This is a genomic window from Pseudomonas sp. S2_F07 (assembly GCF_054668325.1).
On the sequence record NZ_CP162758.1, the window covers coordinates 5,087,697 to 5,103,644 of the forward strand.

15 protein-coding genes are annotated in these 15,948 nt (G+C 60.2%); 1 reads left to right on the forward strand and 14 read right to left on the reverse strand.

Going from position 1 to position 15,948, the window contains the following annotated elements; all coding sequences use genetic code 11:
* Positions 1-20: 20 nt before the first annotated feature.
* The 6 genes from aauS to AB4O40_RS23005 form a co-directional block, all read right to left on the reverse strand.
* Positions 21-1,922, reverse strand: a complete 1,902-nt coding sequence (gene aauS, locus AB4O40_RS22980; RefSeq protein WP_409078251.1) for a two-component sensor histidine kinase AauS — start codon at positions 1,920-1,922, stop codon at positions 21-23.
* 151 nt (positions 1,923-2,073) lie between these two features.
* A complete protein-coding gene (locus tag AB4O40_RS22985) occupies positions 2,074-2,808 on the reverse strand; it encodes an amino acid ABC transporter ATP-binding protein (RefSeq protein WP_056721096.1) in 735 nt (244 codons plus the stop codon).
* Positions 2,805-3,476: an amino acid ABC transporter permease gene (locus AB4O40_RS22990; RefSeq protein ID WP_056721094.1), complete on the reverse strand. Its 672-nt coding sequence runs from the start codon at positions 3,474-3,476 to the stop codon at positions 2,805-2,807. The genes AB4O40_RS22985 and AB4O40_RS22990 overlap by 4 nt, the downstream gene beginning before the upstream one ends.
* Positions 3,476-4,222, reverse strand: coding sequence for an amino acid ABC transporter permease (locus AB4O40_RS22995; protein ID WP_056721091.1), 747 nt, complete (start codon positions 4,220-4,222; stop codon positions 3,476-3,478). The genes AB4O40_RS22990 and AB4O40_RS22995 overlap by 1 nt, the downstream gene beginning before the upstream one ends.
* A 194-nt stretch (positions 4,223-4,416) precedes the next feature.
* A complete protein-coding gene (locus tag AB4O40_RS23000; RefSeq protein ID WP_046041277.1) occupies positions 4,417-5,331 on the reverse strand; it encodes a glutamate/aspartate ABC transporter substrate-binding protein in 915 nt (304 codons plus the stop codon).
* Between the two features lie 277 nt (positions 5,332-5,608).
* Entirely contained in the window at positions 5,609-7,237 is a 1,629-nt protein-coding gene (locus tag AB4O40_RS23005) for a glucan biosynthesis protein D (RefSeq protein ID WP_056721089.1), read from the reverse strand.
* A gap of 416 nt (positions 7,238-7,653) precedes the next feature.
* Here AB4O40_RS23005 and AB4O40_RS23010 point away from each other — a divergent pair, with 416 nt between their 5' ends.
* The gene (locus tag AB4O40_RS23010; protein WP_046041279.1) at positions 7,654-7,839 is read left to right on the forward strand and encodes a hypothetical protein; all 186 of its coding nucleotides are present in this window, start codon (positions 7,654-7,656) and stop codon (positions 7,837-7,839) included.
* A 37-nt stretch (positions 7,840-7,876) separates the two neighbouring features.
* Here the strand turns inward: AB4O40_RS23010 and AB4O40_RS23015 are convergent, their stop codons facing one another.
* The 8 genes from AB4O40_RS23015 to ydcS all read right to left on the reverse strand — a co-directional run bounded on the left by AB4O40_RS23015 (position 7,877) and on the right by ydcS (position 15,887).
* Entirely contained in the window at positions 7,877-8,167 is a 291-nt protein-coding gene (locus AB4O40_RS23015; RefSeq protein ID WP_082562882.1) for a type II toxin-antitoxin system RelE/ParE family toxin, read from the reverse strand.
* A complete protein-coding gene (locus AB4O40_RS23020) occupies positions 8,145-8,393 on the reverse strand; it encodes a CopG family ribbon-helix-helix protein (protein ID WP_056721085.1) in 249 nt (82 codons plus the stop codon). The genes AB4O40_RS23015 and AB4O40_RS23020 overlap by 23 nt, the downstream gene beginning before the upstream one ends.
* Positions 8,394-8,655: 262 nt before the next feature.
* The gene (locus tag AB4O40_RS23025) at positions 8,656-10,140 is read right to left on the reverse strand and encodes an APC family permease (RefSeq protein ID WP_460057899.1); all 1,485 of its coding nucleotides are present in this window, start codon (positions 10,138-10,140) and stop codon (positions 8,656-8,658) included.
* Between the two features lie 159 nt (positions 10,141-10,299).
* On the reverse strand, positions 10,300-11,724 hold the full coding sequence (locus AB4O40_RS23030) for a gamma-aminobutyraldehyde dehydrogenase (RefSeq protein WP_056721081.1): 1,425 nt from the start codon (positions 11,722-11,724) through the stop codon (positions 10,300-10,302).
* Positions 11,725-11,764: 40 nt separating this feature from the next.
* Positions 11,765-12,589, reverse strand: coding sequence for an ABC transporter permease (locus AB4O40_RS23035; RefSeq protein WP_056721079.1), 825 nt, complete (start codon positions 12,587-12,589; stop codon positions 11,765-11,767).
* Positions 12,579-13,526, reverse strand: coding sequence for an ABC transporter permease (locus tag AB4O40_RS23040; protein WP_056721073.1), 948 nt, complete (start codon positions 13,524-13,526; stop codon positions 12,579-12,581). The genes AB4O40_RS23035 and AB4O40_RS23040 overlap by 11 nt, the downstream gene beginning before the upstream one ends.
* Before the next feature lies 1 nt (position 13,527).
* Positions 13,528-14,565, reverse strand: a complete 1,038-nt coding sequence (locus tag AB4O40_RS23045) for an ABC transporter ATP-binding protein (RefSeq protein WP_056721071.1) — start codon at positions 14,563-14,565, stop codon at positions 13,528-13,530.
* Between the two features lie 170 nt (positions 14,566-14,735).
* Positions 14,736-15,887 (reverse strand): putative ABC transporter substrate-binding protein YdcS, encoded by a 1,152-nt coding sequence (ydcS, locus tag AB4O40_RS23050; protein WP_223542179.1) that lies wholly within the window; start codon positions 15,885-15,887, stop codon positions 14,736-14,738.
* Positions 15,888-15,948: the final 61 nt, after the last annotated feature.

Consider the following 15,948-nt stretch of genomic DNA (forward strand, 5'->3'; position numbering starts at 1 on the left):
CAATACACTAAGGTCGTTGTTCATATTGGCTCGGCGGGAGTGGGGCTTACCAACGGTAAACTGAGGACGAACGCGGTACCACCGCTGGCCGGGTGCTCGACACCCAGGTGACCGCCGGTGGCGGCGGCCAGGCTGGCGGAAAGGGTCAGGCCCAGGCCCAGGCCTTGTTCGCCGGGTTTGGTGGTGAAGAAGGGTTCGAACAGGTGCTTGCGCGCTTCGGCATCGATGCCGTGGCCGTTGTCACGCACCCGCAGGCGGTATTTGCCATCGAACGCTTCGCCTTCGAGCCACAGCTCGGGTTGTGGCTGCGCTTGCATGGCGTCGAGGGCGTTGCCGATCAGGTTGACCAGAATCTGTTCCAGGCGGGTCTGGTCGATCTGCACCTGCACATCGGTGAAATCGCGGTGCAGTTGCAGGTGAATGTTTTCCACCCGGCCGCCGAGCAATTGCAAGGCCGCGTCCACGCCTTTGCCGAGGCAGGCCTGGCCCTTGTCGTCACCGCGCCGGGCGAACGAGCGCAGGCTGGCGGTGATCCGGCCCATGCGGTCGATCAGTTCGTTGATGGTCTTGAGGTTGGTGCTGGCCACGTCGAGCTGGCCGCGTTCGAGGAAGCGCACGGTATTGCCGGACAAGGTGCGCAGCGCTGCCAGCGGTTGGTTCAGTTCGTGGGCGATGCTGGTGGACATCTGGCCGATGGCCGCGAGCTTTCCGGCCTGTACCAGTTCATCCTGGGCGCGGCGCAAGGTCTCTTCGGCTTGCCGGCGTTCGCGGATCTGGCCCTTGAGCCGTTCGTTGCTGGCGCGCAGGTCGGTGGTGCGTTCGGTAATCCGACGCTCCAGCTGACTGTTGGCTTCCTGCAAGGCTTCCCGGGCCGCGAGGCGAGTGGCGATCACCTTGCGCCGCTCGTTCCAGGCGATCAAAAGGAACGCCAGCAGGGCAAACGCCACGGCCACCAGGATCCCCTGGTTGATCGCTTCGCGGCGCAGGTCCTGCAGCGGCGTGAGCAGGGTGAAATTCCACGGCGTATCGCCGAGCGGCCGGGTCTGCGCCAGGTAGCTGATGTTTTCATCGTCGGACACCAGTTCGCTATTGGCCGGGAACGTGAGTTTTTCCACGCCTTCGGACAGGGTTTCCCGGGCTAGCGGCTGCAGTTCGTTGAGCGGGAACCAGTAGTACTGCAGGCTGCGGGCGAGTTTTTCCTTGGTTTCTTCGCTCAGCGGTATCACCGATTTCAAGCGTCGTGCCGGATCGCTGGACAGAATGATGATGCCGTTTTCGTCGCTGACGAAGGCTTCCAGGCGTGCCCGTTGCCAGCGTTCTTCCATGGCCTCCAGACGGACCTTGACCACCGCGACGCCGATGATCTTGCCGTGTTCTTCCAGGCCGTGGGCCAGGTAGTAACCGGGTTCGCCATTGGTGCTGCCGATGCCGTAGAAGCGCCCCGGCTGACCGCGCACGGCGTTCTGGAAATAGGCGCGAAAGGACAGGTCTTCACCCAGGTAACTGTCGACATCGCGCCAGTTGCTGGTGGCCATGACGCGACCGGTGGTATCCATCACGTAGATGGCCCGACTGCGGCTGCGCCGGTTCAGGCCTTCGAGGTAATCGTTGACCGTCTGCCGGTGTTCCGGAGTCGGGTCGGCCAGCAACTGCGCAACGCTGGTTTCGAGTTCCAGCAGGCTGGGCAGGTAGGTGTATTTGCTGATTTCGCTTTCGACTGCACGGGCGTGCAGTTCCAGCTGGCGCTGGCCGTTTTCGCTGAGGCTGCGGATGCCGTAGTGTTCACTGATCCAGAAGCCGATAAAGCCCAGGCCGATCATCATGGCGATGATCAGCGGCGGCAGGAACAAATGGCGAACCAGACGGGGTTTCACGGCGAGTGATGGCGACGTGGCGCGATAAAGAGTGGGGTCGCATTTCATCACAGATGCCTTGGGTCAACCACAACAACAAGCCCAGAGGACTCCCTGTAGGAGCTGCCGCAGGCTGCGATCTTTTGATCTTTGCTTGTTAAAGGCAACATCAAAAGATCGCAGCCTGCGGCAGCTCCTACAGGGGAGACCGTGAAGCTTTTTAGTGCTGCAGGATCTTGTTGAGGAAGTGCTGCGTACGCTCGGCGCGGGCGTTGATATCACCGAAGAACTCTTCTTTCTTGCAGTCTTCGATGATCTTGCCGGCGTCCATGAAGATCACCCGGTCCGCGACTTTACGGGCGAAGCCCATTTCGTGGGTCACGCACATCATGGTCATGCCTTCGTGGGCCAGTTGCACCATCACGTCCAGTACTTCGTTGACCATTTCCGGGTCCAGCGCCGAGGTCGGTTCGTCGAACAGCATGACGATCGGGTCCATCGCCAGCGCACGGGCAATCGCCACACGCTGCTGCTGACCGCCGGACAGTTGGCCCGGATGCTTGTGGGCGTGGGCCGAGAGACCGACGCGCTCGAGCAGTTGCAGGCCTTTCTTGGTGGCTTCTTCCTTGCTGCGACCCAGCACCTTGATCTGCGCGATGGTCAGGTTTTCGGTGATGGTCAGGTGCGGGAACAGCTCGAAGTGCTGGAACACCATGCCCACGCGCGAACGCAGTTTCGGCAGGTTGGTCTTCGGGTCGGCGATGGAGGTGCCGTCGACCACGATGTCGCCTTTCTGGAAAGGCTCCAGGGCGTTGACGCATTTGATCAGGGTCGATTTGCCGGAACCGGACGGCCCGCACACCACGATCACTTCGCCTTTTTTGACCTCGGTGCTGCAATCAGTCAGTACCTGGAAGTCCCCATACCACTTGTTGATGCTTTTGATAGAGATCATACGGCGAACCTTTTTTGCAGACGCTTGACCAGCTGCGAGGCGGCAAAGCTGATAGTGAAGTACACGAGACCCGCGAAAATCAGGAACTCATTGGAGCGGCCAATGATGTCGCCACTGGCGCGCGACGCATTGAGGAAGTCCACCAGGCCGACGGCGTAGACCAGCGAGGTGTCCTGAAACAGGATGATGCTCTGTTGCAGCAACAGCGGCGTCATCTTGCGGAACGCTTGCGGCAGGATGATCAGGCGCATCATCTGTCCGTAAGTCATGCCCAGCGCTTGGGCAGCGCCCATCTGGCCCTTGGGAATCGACTGCACACCGGCACGGACGATTTCGCAGAAGTACGCCGCTTCGAACATCATGAAGGCCACGATGCACGAGGCGAACGCGCCGATCGGCGTGTCTTCGCCAGTGATCCAGCGCAGCACGAACGGTACCGCCAGGTAGAACCAGGTGATCACCAGCAGCAAGGGGATCGAGCGGAAATAGTTAACGTACGCGCCGGCGATGTTCGACAGCACTTTGTTGTGGGACAGGCGCATCAGGGCAAGGATGGTGCCGAGGATGATGCCGCCGATCACGCCCATGGCCATCAGCTTGAGGGTCATGATCATGCCGTTCCACAGGCCCGGCAGAGACGGGATGATGCCCGAGAAGTCGAATTCCATCATTTACCCCCTACGGAAATCAGGCCCGGTACGGCGACTTTCTTCTCGACCATACGCATCAGCAACATCAGGCTCATGTTCAGGGTGAAGTAGATCAGCGTTGCCAGGGTGAAGGCTTCGAACAGGTTGGCGGAGAACTCGGCGGTCTGCTTGGTCTGCGCGAGCAGCTCCATCAAACCGATCAGCGAGGCCACGGAGGTGTTCTTGAAGACGTTCAGGAATTCCGAGGTAAGCGGCGGAATGATGATCCGGTAGGCTTGGGGCAGCAGCACGTTCCAGTAGATCTGCGGCAGCTTGAAGCCCATGGCGCGAGCCGCGGATTCCTGGCCCTTTGGCAGTGCCTGGATACCGGTGCGCACCTGTTCGCAAACCCGGGCGGTAGTGAACAGGCCCAGGCACACGACGACGCTGAGGAAGGCCGAGGTGGTCGGGTTCAGATCCTGCTTGTACCACTCTTGCAGGTCGGCCGGCAGCAGGTCGGGTACCAGGAAGTACCAGATGAACAGCTGAACCAGCAGCGGCACGTTACGGAAGAGTTCGACGTAGCAGGTGGCGATGCCCGATACGATGCGGTTCGGCACGGTACGCATGACGCCCAGGATCGAGCCCAGTGTCAGGGCGATGATCCAGGCCGCGATGGCGATGCCGATGGTCCAGGCCAGACCGGACACGTACCAGTCGAAATAAGTCTCGCTGCCCACGCCGGTGGACTTGAAGAACACGCCCCAGTCCCAGTTGTAATTCATTAGGGTCTCCCCTCAGTTCAATCGATGTACAAGTGCCCGCTTGGGGGAAGCTCCGTTCCCTCCTGTCCTTGAGGGACAGGCACACGCTCCCGGCTCGACAGCCACCGGTTCGAGTGTTTCCAAAAAATGCCAGCAGGAAGTGACCACCTCCTGAAAGGGTCAGGGCCCTCTCAGGAGATAAGGTTAGTCAGAAATCAGGACTTCTTGTCGTCTGCCGCTTTATCAGTCGGTTTGGCGATCAGGGCCTTGAGTTCGTCGCTCATCGGGAAGTTCAGGTTCAGGCCTTTTGGCGGGATTGGTTGCATGAACCATTTTTCGTAGATCTTGTTGATCTCGCCCGATGCGTAGGTGGCCTTGATGGCGTCATCCACAGCCTTTTTGAACGGCTCGTCGCCCTTGCGCACCATGCAGCCGTAGATTTCGTAGGACTGTGGAGTGCCGGTCACGGCCCAGTCGCTTGCCTTCTTGGCCTTGGCGGCTTCACCAGCCAGCAGGGCGTCGTCCATCATGAAGGCCACTGCGCGGCCGGTTTCCAGCATCTGGAACGACTCGCCATGGTCTTTGGCGGAGATGACGTTCATGCCCATCTGTTTGTCGGCGTTCATCGCCTTGAGGATGCGCTCGGACGTGGTGCCGGCGGTGGTCACGACGTTCTTGCCGGCCAGGTCAGGGAAATCCTTGTACTTGGAGTCTGCCTTGGACAGCAGGCGAGTACCGATTTCGAAGATGCCAACGGAGAAGTCAACTTGTTGCTGACGCTCGACGTTGTTGGTGGTGGAACCGCACTCCAGGTCCACGGTGCCGTTCTGCACCAGCGGGATACGGGTTTGCGAGGTGACCAGGTTGTACTTGACCTGAAGGTTCGGCATGTCGAGGTCTTTTTTCAGCGCTTCGACGACTTTCAACTGGATGTCGTGGGAGTAGCCGACCGGTTTGCCGGAAGCATCCGCGATATAGGAAAACGGAATGGAAGCGTCGCGATGGCCCAGGGTGATGGTGCCGGACTCTTTGATCTTCTTCAGGGTGCCGGTGAGTTCGGCGGCGAAAACTGGCGTGCTGATCAGAGCGGCAGCAATGGCTGCGCCCAGGATATGGGGAACGATGCGCATCAAATTTTCCTCGACTTTGTTTTTTTTATGGAGCCAGTTCATCGGCCCTTTTGTGCTGCAAAACACCTGAGCGCTATTGAGAGTCGGCGCAAAGGACATTCGTCGAAGAAGTGTAGAGCATGACTCGTGCCAGACCAGTCGAAATTGGTCATAGCATTGATTTGTAAGGGAATTAAATATTTTTTGCGTTGAAGTTTCAGTGAGATGATCCGGTTAACCGAACTGACTCGCGGGTCGCGTTCGGAAAACCGAATGGTGGCAGGGTGCTACCCGATCATCAGCTGTACTTGCGCTTGTCCGGCGCTGGCGGGAAGTACTGGTACAACCAGGTTTCACTCAGGGTGCGGTCGTTGGTGCGGATGAATAGACGCAGTTCGACAGGCTCGACGCTGTCATTGGTCGGGTACCAGTCAAACAGGATGCGGTAGCCCTTGATGTCGTCGAGCTTCAGTATGCTGAAATCCTTGACCTCGCCGTTCGAGCAGGTAACGACCGGCTCGATACCCGTACCTTCGGGCAAGCGGTCCAGGCCGCCGCCGGTGAAGTCCACGGCAAAGCGCCGCGCCCACACCGGCGGGTAATGCTCGCCTGGCGCCCAGCCTTCGGTGAAGCCGCCCATGCCCGAACGGGTCGCGTTGACCCGTGCCAACGGCGTTCCGACTGGCGGCAATGCGCTCCAGTAGAGCTTGTAGCCGTAGTTCAGCGAATCCCCCGCAGCCACCGGTTTCTTCGGCGTCCAGAAGGCGACGATGTTGTCCATGGTCTCGCCGGTGGTCGGGATCTCCAGCAGATCGACCGAGCCTTCGCCCCATGAGGTGGTTGGTTCGACCCACAGGCTCGGGCGGCGGCTGTACCAGTCGACGGTGTCCTGATAGCTGGCGAACTCGTGGTCGGTCTGTACCAGGCCGAAACCTTTTGGGTCGGTATCGGCGAAGGCATTGAATTGCAGGGTAGCCGGGTTGTTCAGCGGGCGGCAGATCCACTCGCCGTTGCCGCGCCACATCGCCAGGCGGTCGGAGTCATGGATTTGCGGGTGAATGGTGTCGCACATGCGACGCTCGTGGGTGCCGCAACTGAACATGCTGGTCATCGGCGCGATGCCCAACTGGTCGATGGCGGTCCGGGCGTTGACATGGGCGTCGATCTCCATCACCACGCGCTCGGCCTGGCAATCGATATCGAAGCGGTAGGCACCGGTGGCGCTCGGCGAGTCGAGCAGGGCGTAGACCACGAAGCGGGTGCTGTCCTTGTTCGGTGTCTCGAACCAGAACTTGGTGAAGTCCGGGAATTCCTCACGTTTTTTGGCGTAGGTATCGATCGCCAGCCCGCGGGCCGACAAGCCGTACTGGCCGGTGGCGTCCACCGCGCGGAAGTAACTGGCGCCGAGGAAAGACACGACATCGTGCTTGTCCAGTTCCGGGGCCTTGAACAACTTGAAGCCGGAGAAGCCCAGGTCGCCCTTGAGCTGTGCGGTGTCGACCGTGGTGTTTTCATAGTTGAACAGCGACGGGCGGAAATGCACCTCGCGGGCCATCCGGGTTTTCGGATCGACGCTGTACATGCGCACCGGCTGCTTGAAGCCCATGCCGACGTGGAAGAACTGCACGTCCAACTGGCCCTTGAGCTCTTTCCACAACGAATGATTGCCGTCGTAGCGGATCGCATTGAAGTTCTGCGGCGTCATGGTCGCCAGGGTCGGCGGCAACTGCTGCTTGGTGTCCTGGTAGCGATTGCTGGCGAGCTGCTTGGCCTGGAGCTTCAGCGCCTCGAAATCGAACACGGTAGCCTCGCCATCAGCGGTGCCACTGCTGGCGGCCCAGGCCTTGGCGGCCAACAGACCCGTGGCGGACAAACCGGTGTAGGCCGCGATGGCCATGGAGGCTTTGAGCAAGTTCCTGCGGTGCATAAATACAACCTGTCGTGAGCAATCCCGCGCCGTTCCTGGCACGTGCTGGATCGGAAATATCGGTTCGGACATGCCTTCGGCCAAACACAACGGACTTTTAAACAGATGCCCGACAGCTTAAACCGTTCGATTGCAGAGCAAAATTGATTGATGGCATTGCGCTGGCTCGGCAATGAAACAAGACATGTCGGGAAACAATTCCGACAGGGGTTTCTGATTTACAGGGCATTTCTGCTTTTTTCGACTAATTACTCTAAAAACCGCTTTTCAGCGCCCGGAATATTTCTATTCTGTGCACATGACCGGTTTATGCCCGAAAGACCGGTGCGGTTCAGTCGGCACGATGCGGCTGCTGAATAGGGGGAGGGCGATGCGGTTTTTTGCAGTTTTCTTTGACGTTTAGAAGGACATCGTCCATGTCGAAAGTACAAGGCATCACCGAAATGTTGGGAATCTTTCCGTGTCTGGCCCTGGGGCGACGAAGACGCCGGCTCAATAGCGAGGAAATGAAACTGGTGGAACGCTATCGGGAGCTGTCGGAGAGCGACAGGATCGCGATGAGGTATCTGGTGGATGCGATGAGGAGTGTTTCGAGGTTTTGAAACAATGGGGCATCCCGTCCTGGCTGGATGCCCTCATCTACCAATCCTGGGAACGCTCGGATCGCTGATGCAGCACGCGCAGAACTTGTACCTGGCCTTGGGAAAATCGGTAAGGGGCGATAAAGGGAAAACGGCCAAGTACCAACTCTCGGACATCGGGCATGCCTGAAGGCCTGCCCGAGCCGGGAAACTGTTCCAACAGTTCAAAGGATTGCAGCATCGTGGAAATGATTTCGAGAGCGGCTTTTGCGCCAACTACCTTTCGGTAGTGTTCGTGGATGGCATCGAGATCGCTATCGGCTTTTTCAGTCAGTACTACGCTCGGCACGTTTTGCCCACTTAGCCTTCACGGCATCCAGATCGGTGAGTTTCCCTGCGTCGGCATCGGCGATGCCGTCACTGATGGCTTGCAGATGCCAGGACTCGGCTTCCACATATCGAACCAATGCACGCTTGAGATGGTACTGACGATCTCTGTCGGTCGCCGCAGCCAATAAATCCAGCTGCTGTGCCAATTGTTCTTCGACGCGAAAAGACAAAACGGGTGAGGCCATGATGGCTCTCCTAAGGTGTATACGCTGTAAACGACGTAAACACCCTAGGCCGAGCCAGGGTTTTCGTCAACCGCAGGCGTGCATGGGTTGCACGAAACTCTAGTGCGGCGAACACGAACGAGAGAGAGGGATGTGTTGCCAGATGCTAACGCAACGAGATGGGGTTAACCGACTCAACCCCCGTCGGGGTGATATCCATATTCAATCCTTGTTGGTTTTTTTAGATCACCCCGGCACCACGACGGCACCGGGGCGAATGCCGTTACCGGCTGACTTTCCAGGCATCCCCAGCAGGCGCCATGCCATGGTCATACGGCTTGGCGAACCACATGTAGAGCAGGCCCAGACCAATGACGATGGCGGTACTCAGCACCATCGCGTAGTTGATGTACCACGCGGCATCCGGGGTGCGTGGCCAGGCCATGTTGATGATGGCTCCGACACCATAGACCAGCGCGCCGATGTTCACGGCCCAGCCCCAGGCGCCGAGGGTGAATTTGCCGCTGGGTTTCCAGCCTTTCATGCGGGCGTACAGGGCCGCGAGCACGATCATCTGGAACGCCAGGTAGATGCCGATGGCCGCGAAGCTGACAATGGTGGCGACCGCGTCCTGCAGGAAGAAGCCGAGGATGATGATCAGCGCCGGCAGGACACCGGAGACGAACAGGGCCGCGACAGGAACCTGTGTTGTAGGGGAAATCTTCTTCAGCAGTCGGCTGCCGATGACCATTTCATCACGGGCGTATGAATACAGCAGGCGACTGGCCGCTGCTTGCAGGCTGATGACGCAGGAGATGAAGGAAATCATCACCACGCCCATCACCACTTTCGAACCGATCGGGCCGAAGGCGTTGTTGAGGATGGTGGTGACCGGGTCCTTGTCGGTGCCGTTGATCACCGCTTGCATGTCCGGCACGGCCAGGATCAGCGCCAGGCAGGCGAACATCGCCGCGATGCCGCCGATGTAGATGGTCATGCGCATGGCCACCGGGATTTTCTTGCTTGGGTTCGGGGTTTCTTCGGCCACGTCGCCGCAAGCCTCGAAGCCGTAATACAGGAACATCCCCGCCAGCGACGCGGTGAGGAACGCCGGCAGGTACGAGCCGTCGACGCTGATATCGAAGGTGTTGAACAACACGCTGATGGGTTGATGACGCTCGAAGATCAGCAAGTAAACGCCGACGATCACCGCGCCCACCAGCTCGCACAGGAAGCCGAACATGGCAATGCGCGCCAGCACTTTGGTGCCGCTGAGGTTGACCAAAGTGGCGAACAGCGTCAGGAACAGGGCGATGATGATGTTGGTGTTGTTGCTCGGTTCAAAACCCATCATGGCGGCGAGGTACGGACCGGCACCGACCGCAACGGCGGCGATGGTTACGCACAGGGCGATGGAGTAGATCCAGCCGACCATCCACGCCCAGCGTTTGCCCACCAAGCGGCGAGCCCAGGGGTATACGCCACCGGAAATCGGGAACTGCGAAACCACTTCGCCGAAGATCAGGCACACCAGCAGTTGGCCGCAACCGACCAGCAAGTAAGCCCAGAACATAGGTGGCCCGCCTGCGGCCAGGCACAGGCCGAACAGGGTATACACCCCGACCACCGGGGACAGGTAGGTGAAGCCCAGGGCGAAGTTTTCCCACAGGCTCATGCTGCGATTGAAGTTGGAGGTGTAACCGAGTTTGCGCAGTTGCTCGGCATCGCTGTCGGCAAGGGCTGCAGAGAGATCGGGTGATGCACTCATGTGTTATTGCTCCGGAAAATCGGCAGATTTCGGATGTCCGAAACCGTGGCGGGGCCTTGGGGGCGCCGCCCGGATCGGTGGTTATTGTTTTTTTAAGTTGCGGTGAATCCTTGGTGTAAATCGCTGACATCATCCGTGTGTCTGCTGAAAAGATCGCGGTTAATGCTTGAACATCACGTGCCGCACAACGGTGTAGTCCTCCAGCCCGTACATGGACATGTCCTTGCCATAGCCGGACAGTTTCTGACCGCCGTGGGGCATTTCGCTGACGAGCATGAAGTGCGTGTTGACCCAGGTGCAGCCGTACTGCAGGCGAGCCGACAGGCGATGGGCGCGGCCGACGTCGGCGGTCCACACGGAAGAGGCCAGGCCGTAGTCCGAATCGTTGGCCCAGCCCAGCACCTGTGTTTCATCGCTGAACCTGGTCACCGAGACCACAGGCCCGAACACTTCGCGGCGCACGATTTCGTCGTCCTGCTGCGCATCGGCCAGTACCGTCGGTTCGAAGAAGTAGCCGTTGCCCTCAACCGCCTTGCCGCCAGTGATCAAGCGAATGTGCGGCTGGGCGATGGCGCGTTCGACGAAACCGGTCACGCGGTCGCGGTGTTGCGCGGTGATCAGCGGGCCGAGCTCGGTCGATGGATCATCCTGCAAGCCGTACTTGATACTGCTGACGGCGGCGCCGAGTTTTTCCACGAACTTGTCGTAGATGCCTTCCTGGGCATAGATGCGGCAGGCAGCGGTGCAGTCTTGCCCTGCGTTGTAGAAACCGAAGGTGCGGATGCCTTCGACGGCGGCATCGATGTCGGCGTCGTCGAAGATGATCACCGGGGCCTTGCCGCCCAATTCCATGTGCATGCGCTTGACGCTGTCGGCGGTGCTGGAAATGATGTTCGAGCCGGTGGCAATCGAACCGGTCAACGACACCATGCGCACTTTCGGGTGGGTCACCAGCGGGCTACCGACCGTAGGACCACGGCCGAACACCAGGTTGAGTACACCGGCCGGGAAGATCTCCGACGCGAGCTCGGCCAGGCGCAGGGCAGTCAGCGGGGTTTGTTCCGACGGCTTGAGCACCACAGTATTACCGGCGGCCAAGGCCGGGGCGATTTTCCAGGCGACCATCATCAGCGGGTAGTTCCACGGTGCGATGGACGCGATCACGCCCACCGGGTCGCGGCGGATCATCGAGGTGTGCCCCGGCAGGTACTCGCCACCGGCTGAACCGCTCATGCAGCGGCTGGCGCCAGCGAAGAAGCGGAACACGTCGGCAATCGCCGGGATCTCGTCGTTCAGCGCAGCGCTGTAAGGCTTGCCGCAGTTGTCCGATTCCAGTTTCGCCAGCTCTTCGCCGTGGGCTTCGATGACATCGGCCAGTTTGAGCAGCAGCAGCGAGCGCTCTTTCGGCGGGGTATGCGACCAGCTGTCGAACGCGGCGTCGGCGGCGCGTACGGCGGCATCGACCTGGGCTTCGCTGGCTTCGTTGATTTCCACCAGTACACGACCCAGGGCCGGGTTGAATACGGGTTGGGCGGGGCCTTCGCCGTTGAGCAATTGGCCGTTGATCAAGAGTTTGGTTTGCATGTTTATCTCCTCTGAATTCTTTGTGTAGGGGGGATGTCAGTTACTTGCCACCACTCCCCGCAACGCTCTCACCACCCCGGGTCAGGTAATAGGCACCAAGAATCGGCAGCATGGTCACGATCATCACCAGCATCGCCACGACGTTGGTCACCGGCACGTCCCGTGGGCGGCTGAGCTGGTTGAGTAGCCACAGCGGCAGGGTGCGTTCATGGCCGGCGGTGAAGGTGGTGACAATGATTTCGTCGAACGACAGGGCAAACGCCAGCATGCCGCCGGCCAGCAGCGCCGAACCAAGGTTCGGCAGGATGATGTAGCGGAAGGTCTGCCAGCCGTCGGCGCCGAGGTCCATCGAGGCCTCGATCAAACTGTGGGAAGTGCGGCGCAAGCGAGCGATGACGTTGTTGTAGACGATCACCACGCAGAAGGTCGCGTGGCCGACGATGATGGTGAACATCCCCGGTTCGATTCCCAGTGTCTTGAAGGTCGCCAGCAACGCGATCCCGGTGATGATCCCCGGCAGGGCGATCGGCAGGATCAGCATCAGCGAGATGCCTTGCTTGCCGAAGAAGTCCCGGCGATACAGCGCGGCCGAAGCCAATGTGCCGAGGACCATGGCGATCAGCGTGGCAATCGAGGCGATCTGCAACGACAGCTTGATCGCTTCCAGTACATCTGGCCGCGAGAACGCCACGCCGATCCACTTCAAGGTGAAACCCTTGGGTGGAAAGCTGAACGCCGCGTCTTCGGTGTTGAAGGCGTACAGGAAGATGATCAGGATCGGGAAGTGCAGGAACACCAGCCCGCCCCAGGCCGCTATGCGTAGCCCGAGGGATGCCTGCCCTTGAGATGAAGAGTCAGAGCGCATCGAAGGCCCCCAGTCGTTTGACGATGGACAGGTAGATGGCGATCAGTACGATCGGCACCAGGGTGAAGGCAGCGGCCATTGGCATGTTGCCGATCGCGCCTTGCTGGGCGTACACCATGCTGCCGACGAAGTAGCCGGGCGGGCCCACCAGTTGCGGCACGATGAAGTCGCCCAGGGTCAGCGAGAAGGTAAAGATCGAACCGGCGGCAATGCCCGGGATCGACAGCGGCAGAATCACTTGCATGAAGGTCTGGCGCGGCTTGGCGCCGAGGTCGGCCGACGCTTGCAGCAACGAAGGCGGCAGGCGTTCCAGCGAGGCCTGGATCGGCAGGATCATGAACGGTAGCCAGATGTAGACGAACACCATGAAGCGCCCCAGGTGCGAGGTCGACAAGGTGCTGCCGCCCACCCCCGGAATCCCCAGAACGAACTGCAGGACCGGTTCCAGCCCCAGATGCTGCACGAACCACTGCGCCACGCCGCCCTTGGCCAGCAGCAGTGTCCAGGCGTAGGCCTTGACGATGTAACTGGCCCACATCGGCATCATCACCGCGATGTAGAAAAACGCCTTGGTCTTGCCGGTGGTGTAGCGCGCCATGTAGTAGGCAATCGGGAACGCGACAATGGCGCTGGCAATCGACACCACAATCGCCATGCCCAGGGTGCGCAGGATGATGTCGAAGTTTGACGGCTGGAACAGTGCGGTGAAGTTCGCCAGGGTCAGGTCGGGGGTGACCGCCATGGTGAAGTCGTCGAAAGTGTAGAAGCCTTGCCACAGCAGCGTCAGCAACGAGCCCAGGTAGATCGCGCCGAACCACAGCAACGGCGGCACCAGTAGCATCGACAGGTACAGGTTCGGCCGGCGATACAACAGGTTGGAAAACCTGCGCAACGGCGAGCCGCCCGACGAGGATTGTGAAATAGCCAAGGTGCTCATCTCACACCCCGCCGGCAAGGGTGTCGTGCAACTGGACCATGGCTTCCCGCGCCCAGCGTGCGCTCAGACGCTGGCCGGTCTGATGTTGCGCGCTGCTGTCGATCCACTGATTGTTGGCCTGGCTGATGTTCAGGGTCTGGCCGTTTTCCAGTTTCAGTTCGTAGCGGGTGGCGCTGCCCTGGTACTGGATGTCGTGGAGCAAACCGCTGACTTCGATCTCGTGGCTGGCCAGCGGGCCTTCGGCGAAGCGCACGTGCTCCGGGCGAATTGAAAATGGCTGCGGATTGCCACTGAGTTGCTTGGCCAGGTCGCCGCGAATCACGTTGGAGGTGCCAACGAATTCCGCCACGAAGGTGGTGGCCGGTTTCATGTACAGGTTGCGCGGGCTATCGACTTGTTCGATGCGGCCCTTGTTGAACACGGCCACCCGATCGGACATCGACAGCGCTTCGGTCTGGTCGTGTGTGACGAAGATGAAGGTGATGCCGAGCTGGCGTTGCAGCTTCTTCAACTCGCCCTGCATTTGCTCGCGCAACTTCAGGTCGAGGGCGCCGAGGGGTTCGTCGAGCAGCAGCACCCGTGGACGGTTGACCAAGGCGCGGGCCAGGGCCACACGCTGGCGCTGACCGCCGGAGAGCTGCACCGGCTTGCGCTCGCCGTAGCCGCCGAGGGCGACCATCTCCAGGGACTCTTCGGCACGCTTGAGGCGCTCGACCTTGCCGATGCCTTTGACTTTCAAGCCGTAGGCGACGTTGTCGCGCACGTTCATGTGCGGGAACAGCGCGTAATCCTGGAACACGGTGTTCACGTCGCGCTGGTAGGGCGGCAGGTGGGCGGCCTCTTCGCCGTGAATACGGATGGAGCCCGTGCTCGGTTGTTCAAAACCGGCGATCAGGCGCAAACAGGTGGTCTTGCCCGAGCCGGACGGCCCCAGCATTGAAAAAAACTCGCCGTCCTGGATGTCGATGGAAACCCGGTCTACGGCTTTCACTTCGCCGAATAGACGGGAGACGTTGGTGAACTGGACTGCAAGCGTCATGGTGCGGTGCTCCCAAAAGGCGCGCTTTCTTTCAACGGAATCGAGTGTGCTGTGAAAAGATCGCAGCCTGCGGCAGCTCCTACAGATTTTGCATAGGGCGCCACATTTGCGGTGCATGCGATCGGCGTAGGAGCTGCCGAAGGCTGCGATCTTTTGATCTGGTCAGGGGATCAACGACCGCCCATGATCGCGATGTAATCCTGGGTCCAGCGGCTGTACGGCACGAATTTGCCGCCTTCAGCCTGCGGGGTTTTCCAGAAGGCGATCTTGTCGAACTGGTCGAAACCGTTGGTCTTGCAGCCTTCGGCACCGAGCAACTCACTGCCCTGGCACGCCGCCGGCACCGCTGGCAACGAGCCGAACCAGGCCGCTACGTCACCCTGGACTTTCGGTTGCAGCGACCAGTCCATCCACTTGTAGGCGCAGTTGGGGTGCTTGGCTTCGGCGTGCAACATGGTGGTGTCGGCCCACCCGGTGGCGCCTTCTTTCGGGATGGTCGAGGCGATTGGCTGCTTCTCGTTGATCAGGCCGTTGACCTGATACGGCCAGGCACCGGAGGCGACCACGCCTTCGTTCTTGAAGTCGCTCATTTGCACTGTGGTGTCGTGCCAGTAGCGGTGGATCAGCGGCTGCTGGGCGCGCAGCAGATCGAGCACGGCCTTGTACTGGGCTTCGGTCAGTTCGTAGGGGTTCTGGATACCCAGTTCCGGTTTGGCCGATTTGAGGTACAGCGCCGCGTCGGCGATATAGATCGGGCCGTCATAGGCCTGTACGCGGCCCTTGTTCGGCTTGCCGTCCGGCAGGTTTTGCGCGTTGAACAACACGCCCCAGCTGGTGGGCGCGGACTTGAACACGTTGGTGTTGTACATCAGCACGTTCGGGCCCCACTGGTACGGGGTGCCGTAGGTCTGCTTGTTGACCACGTACCACGGTGCATCTTTGAGGCGCGGGTCGAGATTCTTCCAGTTCGGGATCAACGCGGTGTTGATCGGCTGCACACGCTTGCCGACAATCAGGCGCAGGGACGCGTCGCCGGATGCGGTGACCAGGTCGTAACCGCCCTTGGCCATCAGGCTGACCATTTCATCGGAGGTGGCCGCCGTCTTGACGTTGACCTTGCAGCCGGTCTCCTTCTCGAAACCGGTCACCCAGTCGTAGGCCTTGTCGCTCTCGCCACGTTCGATGTAGCCGGGCCAGGCCACAATATCCAGTTGGCCTTCGCCCGCCCCGACAGCTTTGAGCGGCTCGGCGGCCTGGACACTGGCGCTGGCCAGCAGCGCGGTAGTGATTGCACTGAGCAGTGCGGTCTTGTGCACGAACATGGGAATTCCCTCTTCTTCAAATTATGGTCGGGGCAGTTGTGAACGTGGTGAAGCATGCCGT

Bases quoted from the DNA above. Each gene is read 5' to 3' on its own strand.
- AB4O40_RS23045 (WP_056721071.1), bottom strand. From the start codon at position 14,565: ATGACGCTTGCAGTCCAGTTCACCAACGTCTCCCGTCTATTCGGCGAA.
- AB4O40_RS23025 (WP_460057899.1), bottom strand. From the start codon at position 10,140: ATGAGTGCATCACCCGATCTCTCTGCAGCCCTTGCCGACAGCGATGCC.
- AB4O40_RS22995 (WP_056721091.1), bottom strand. From the start codon at position 4,222: ATGAATTACAACTGGGACTGGGGCGTGTTCTTCAAGTCCACCGGCGTG.
- AB4O40_RS22985 (WP_056721096.1), bottom strand. From the start codon at position 2,808: ATGATCTCTATCAAAAGCATCAACAAGTGGTATGGGGACTTCCAGGTA.
- AB4O40_RS23000 (WP_046041277.1), bottom strand. From the start codon at position 5,331: ATGCGCATCGTTCCCCATATCCTGGGCGCAGCCATTGCTGCCGCTCTG.
- AB4O40_RS23035 (WP_056721079.1), bottom strand. From the start codon at position 12,589: ATGCGCTCTGACTCTTCATCTCAAGGGCAGGCATCCCTCGGGCTACGC.
- AB4O40_RS23030 (WP_056721081.1), bottom strand. From the start codon at position 11,724: ATGCAAACCAAACTCTTGATCAACGGCCAATTGCTCAACGGCGAAGGC.
- AB4O40_RS22990 (WP_056721094.1), bottom strand. From the start codon at position 3,476: ATGGAATTCGACTTCTCGGGCATCATCCCGTCTCTGCCGGGCCTGTGG.
- AB4O40_RS23040 (WP_056721073.1), bottom strand. From the start codon at position 13,526: ATGAGCACCTTGGCTATTTCACAATCCTCGTCGGGCGGCTCGCCGTTG.
- ydcS (WP_223542179.1), bottom strand. From the start codon at position 15,887: ATGTTCGTGCACAAGACCGCACTGCTCAGTGCAATCACTACCGCGCTG.
- aauS (WP_409078251.1), bottom strand. From the start codon at position 1,922: ATGAAATGCGACCCCACTCTTTATCGCGCCACGTCGCCATCACTCGCC.
- AB4O40_RS23020 (WP_056721085.1), bottom strand. From the start codon at position 8,393: ATGGCCTCACCCGTTTTGTCTTTTCGCGTCGAAGAACAATTGGCACAG.
- AB4O40_RS23010 (WP_046041279.1), top strand. From the start codon at position 7,654: ATGTCGAAAGTACAAGGCATCACCGAAATGTTGGGAATCTTTCCGTGT.
- AB4O40_RS23005 (WP_056721089.1), bottom strand. From the start codon at position 7,237: ATGCACCGCAGGAACTTGCTCAAAGCCTCCATGGCCATCGCGGCCTAC.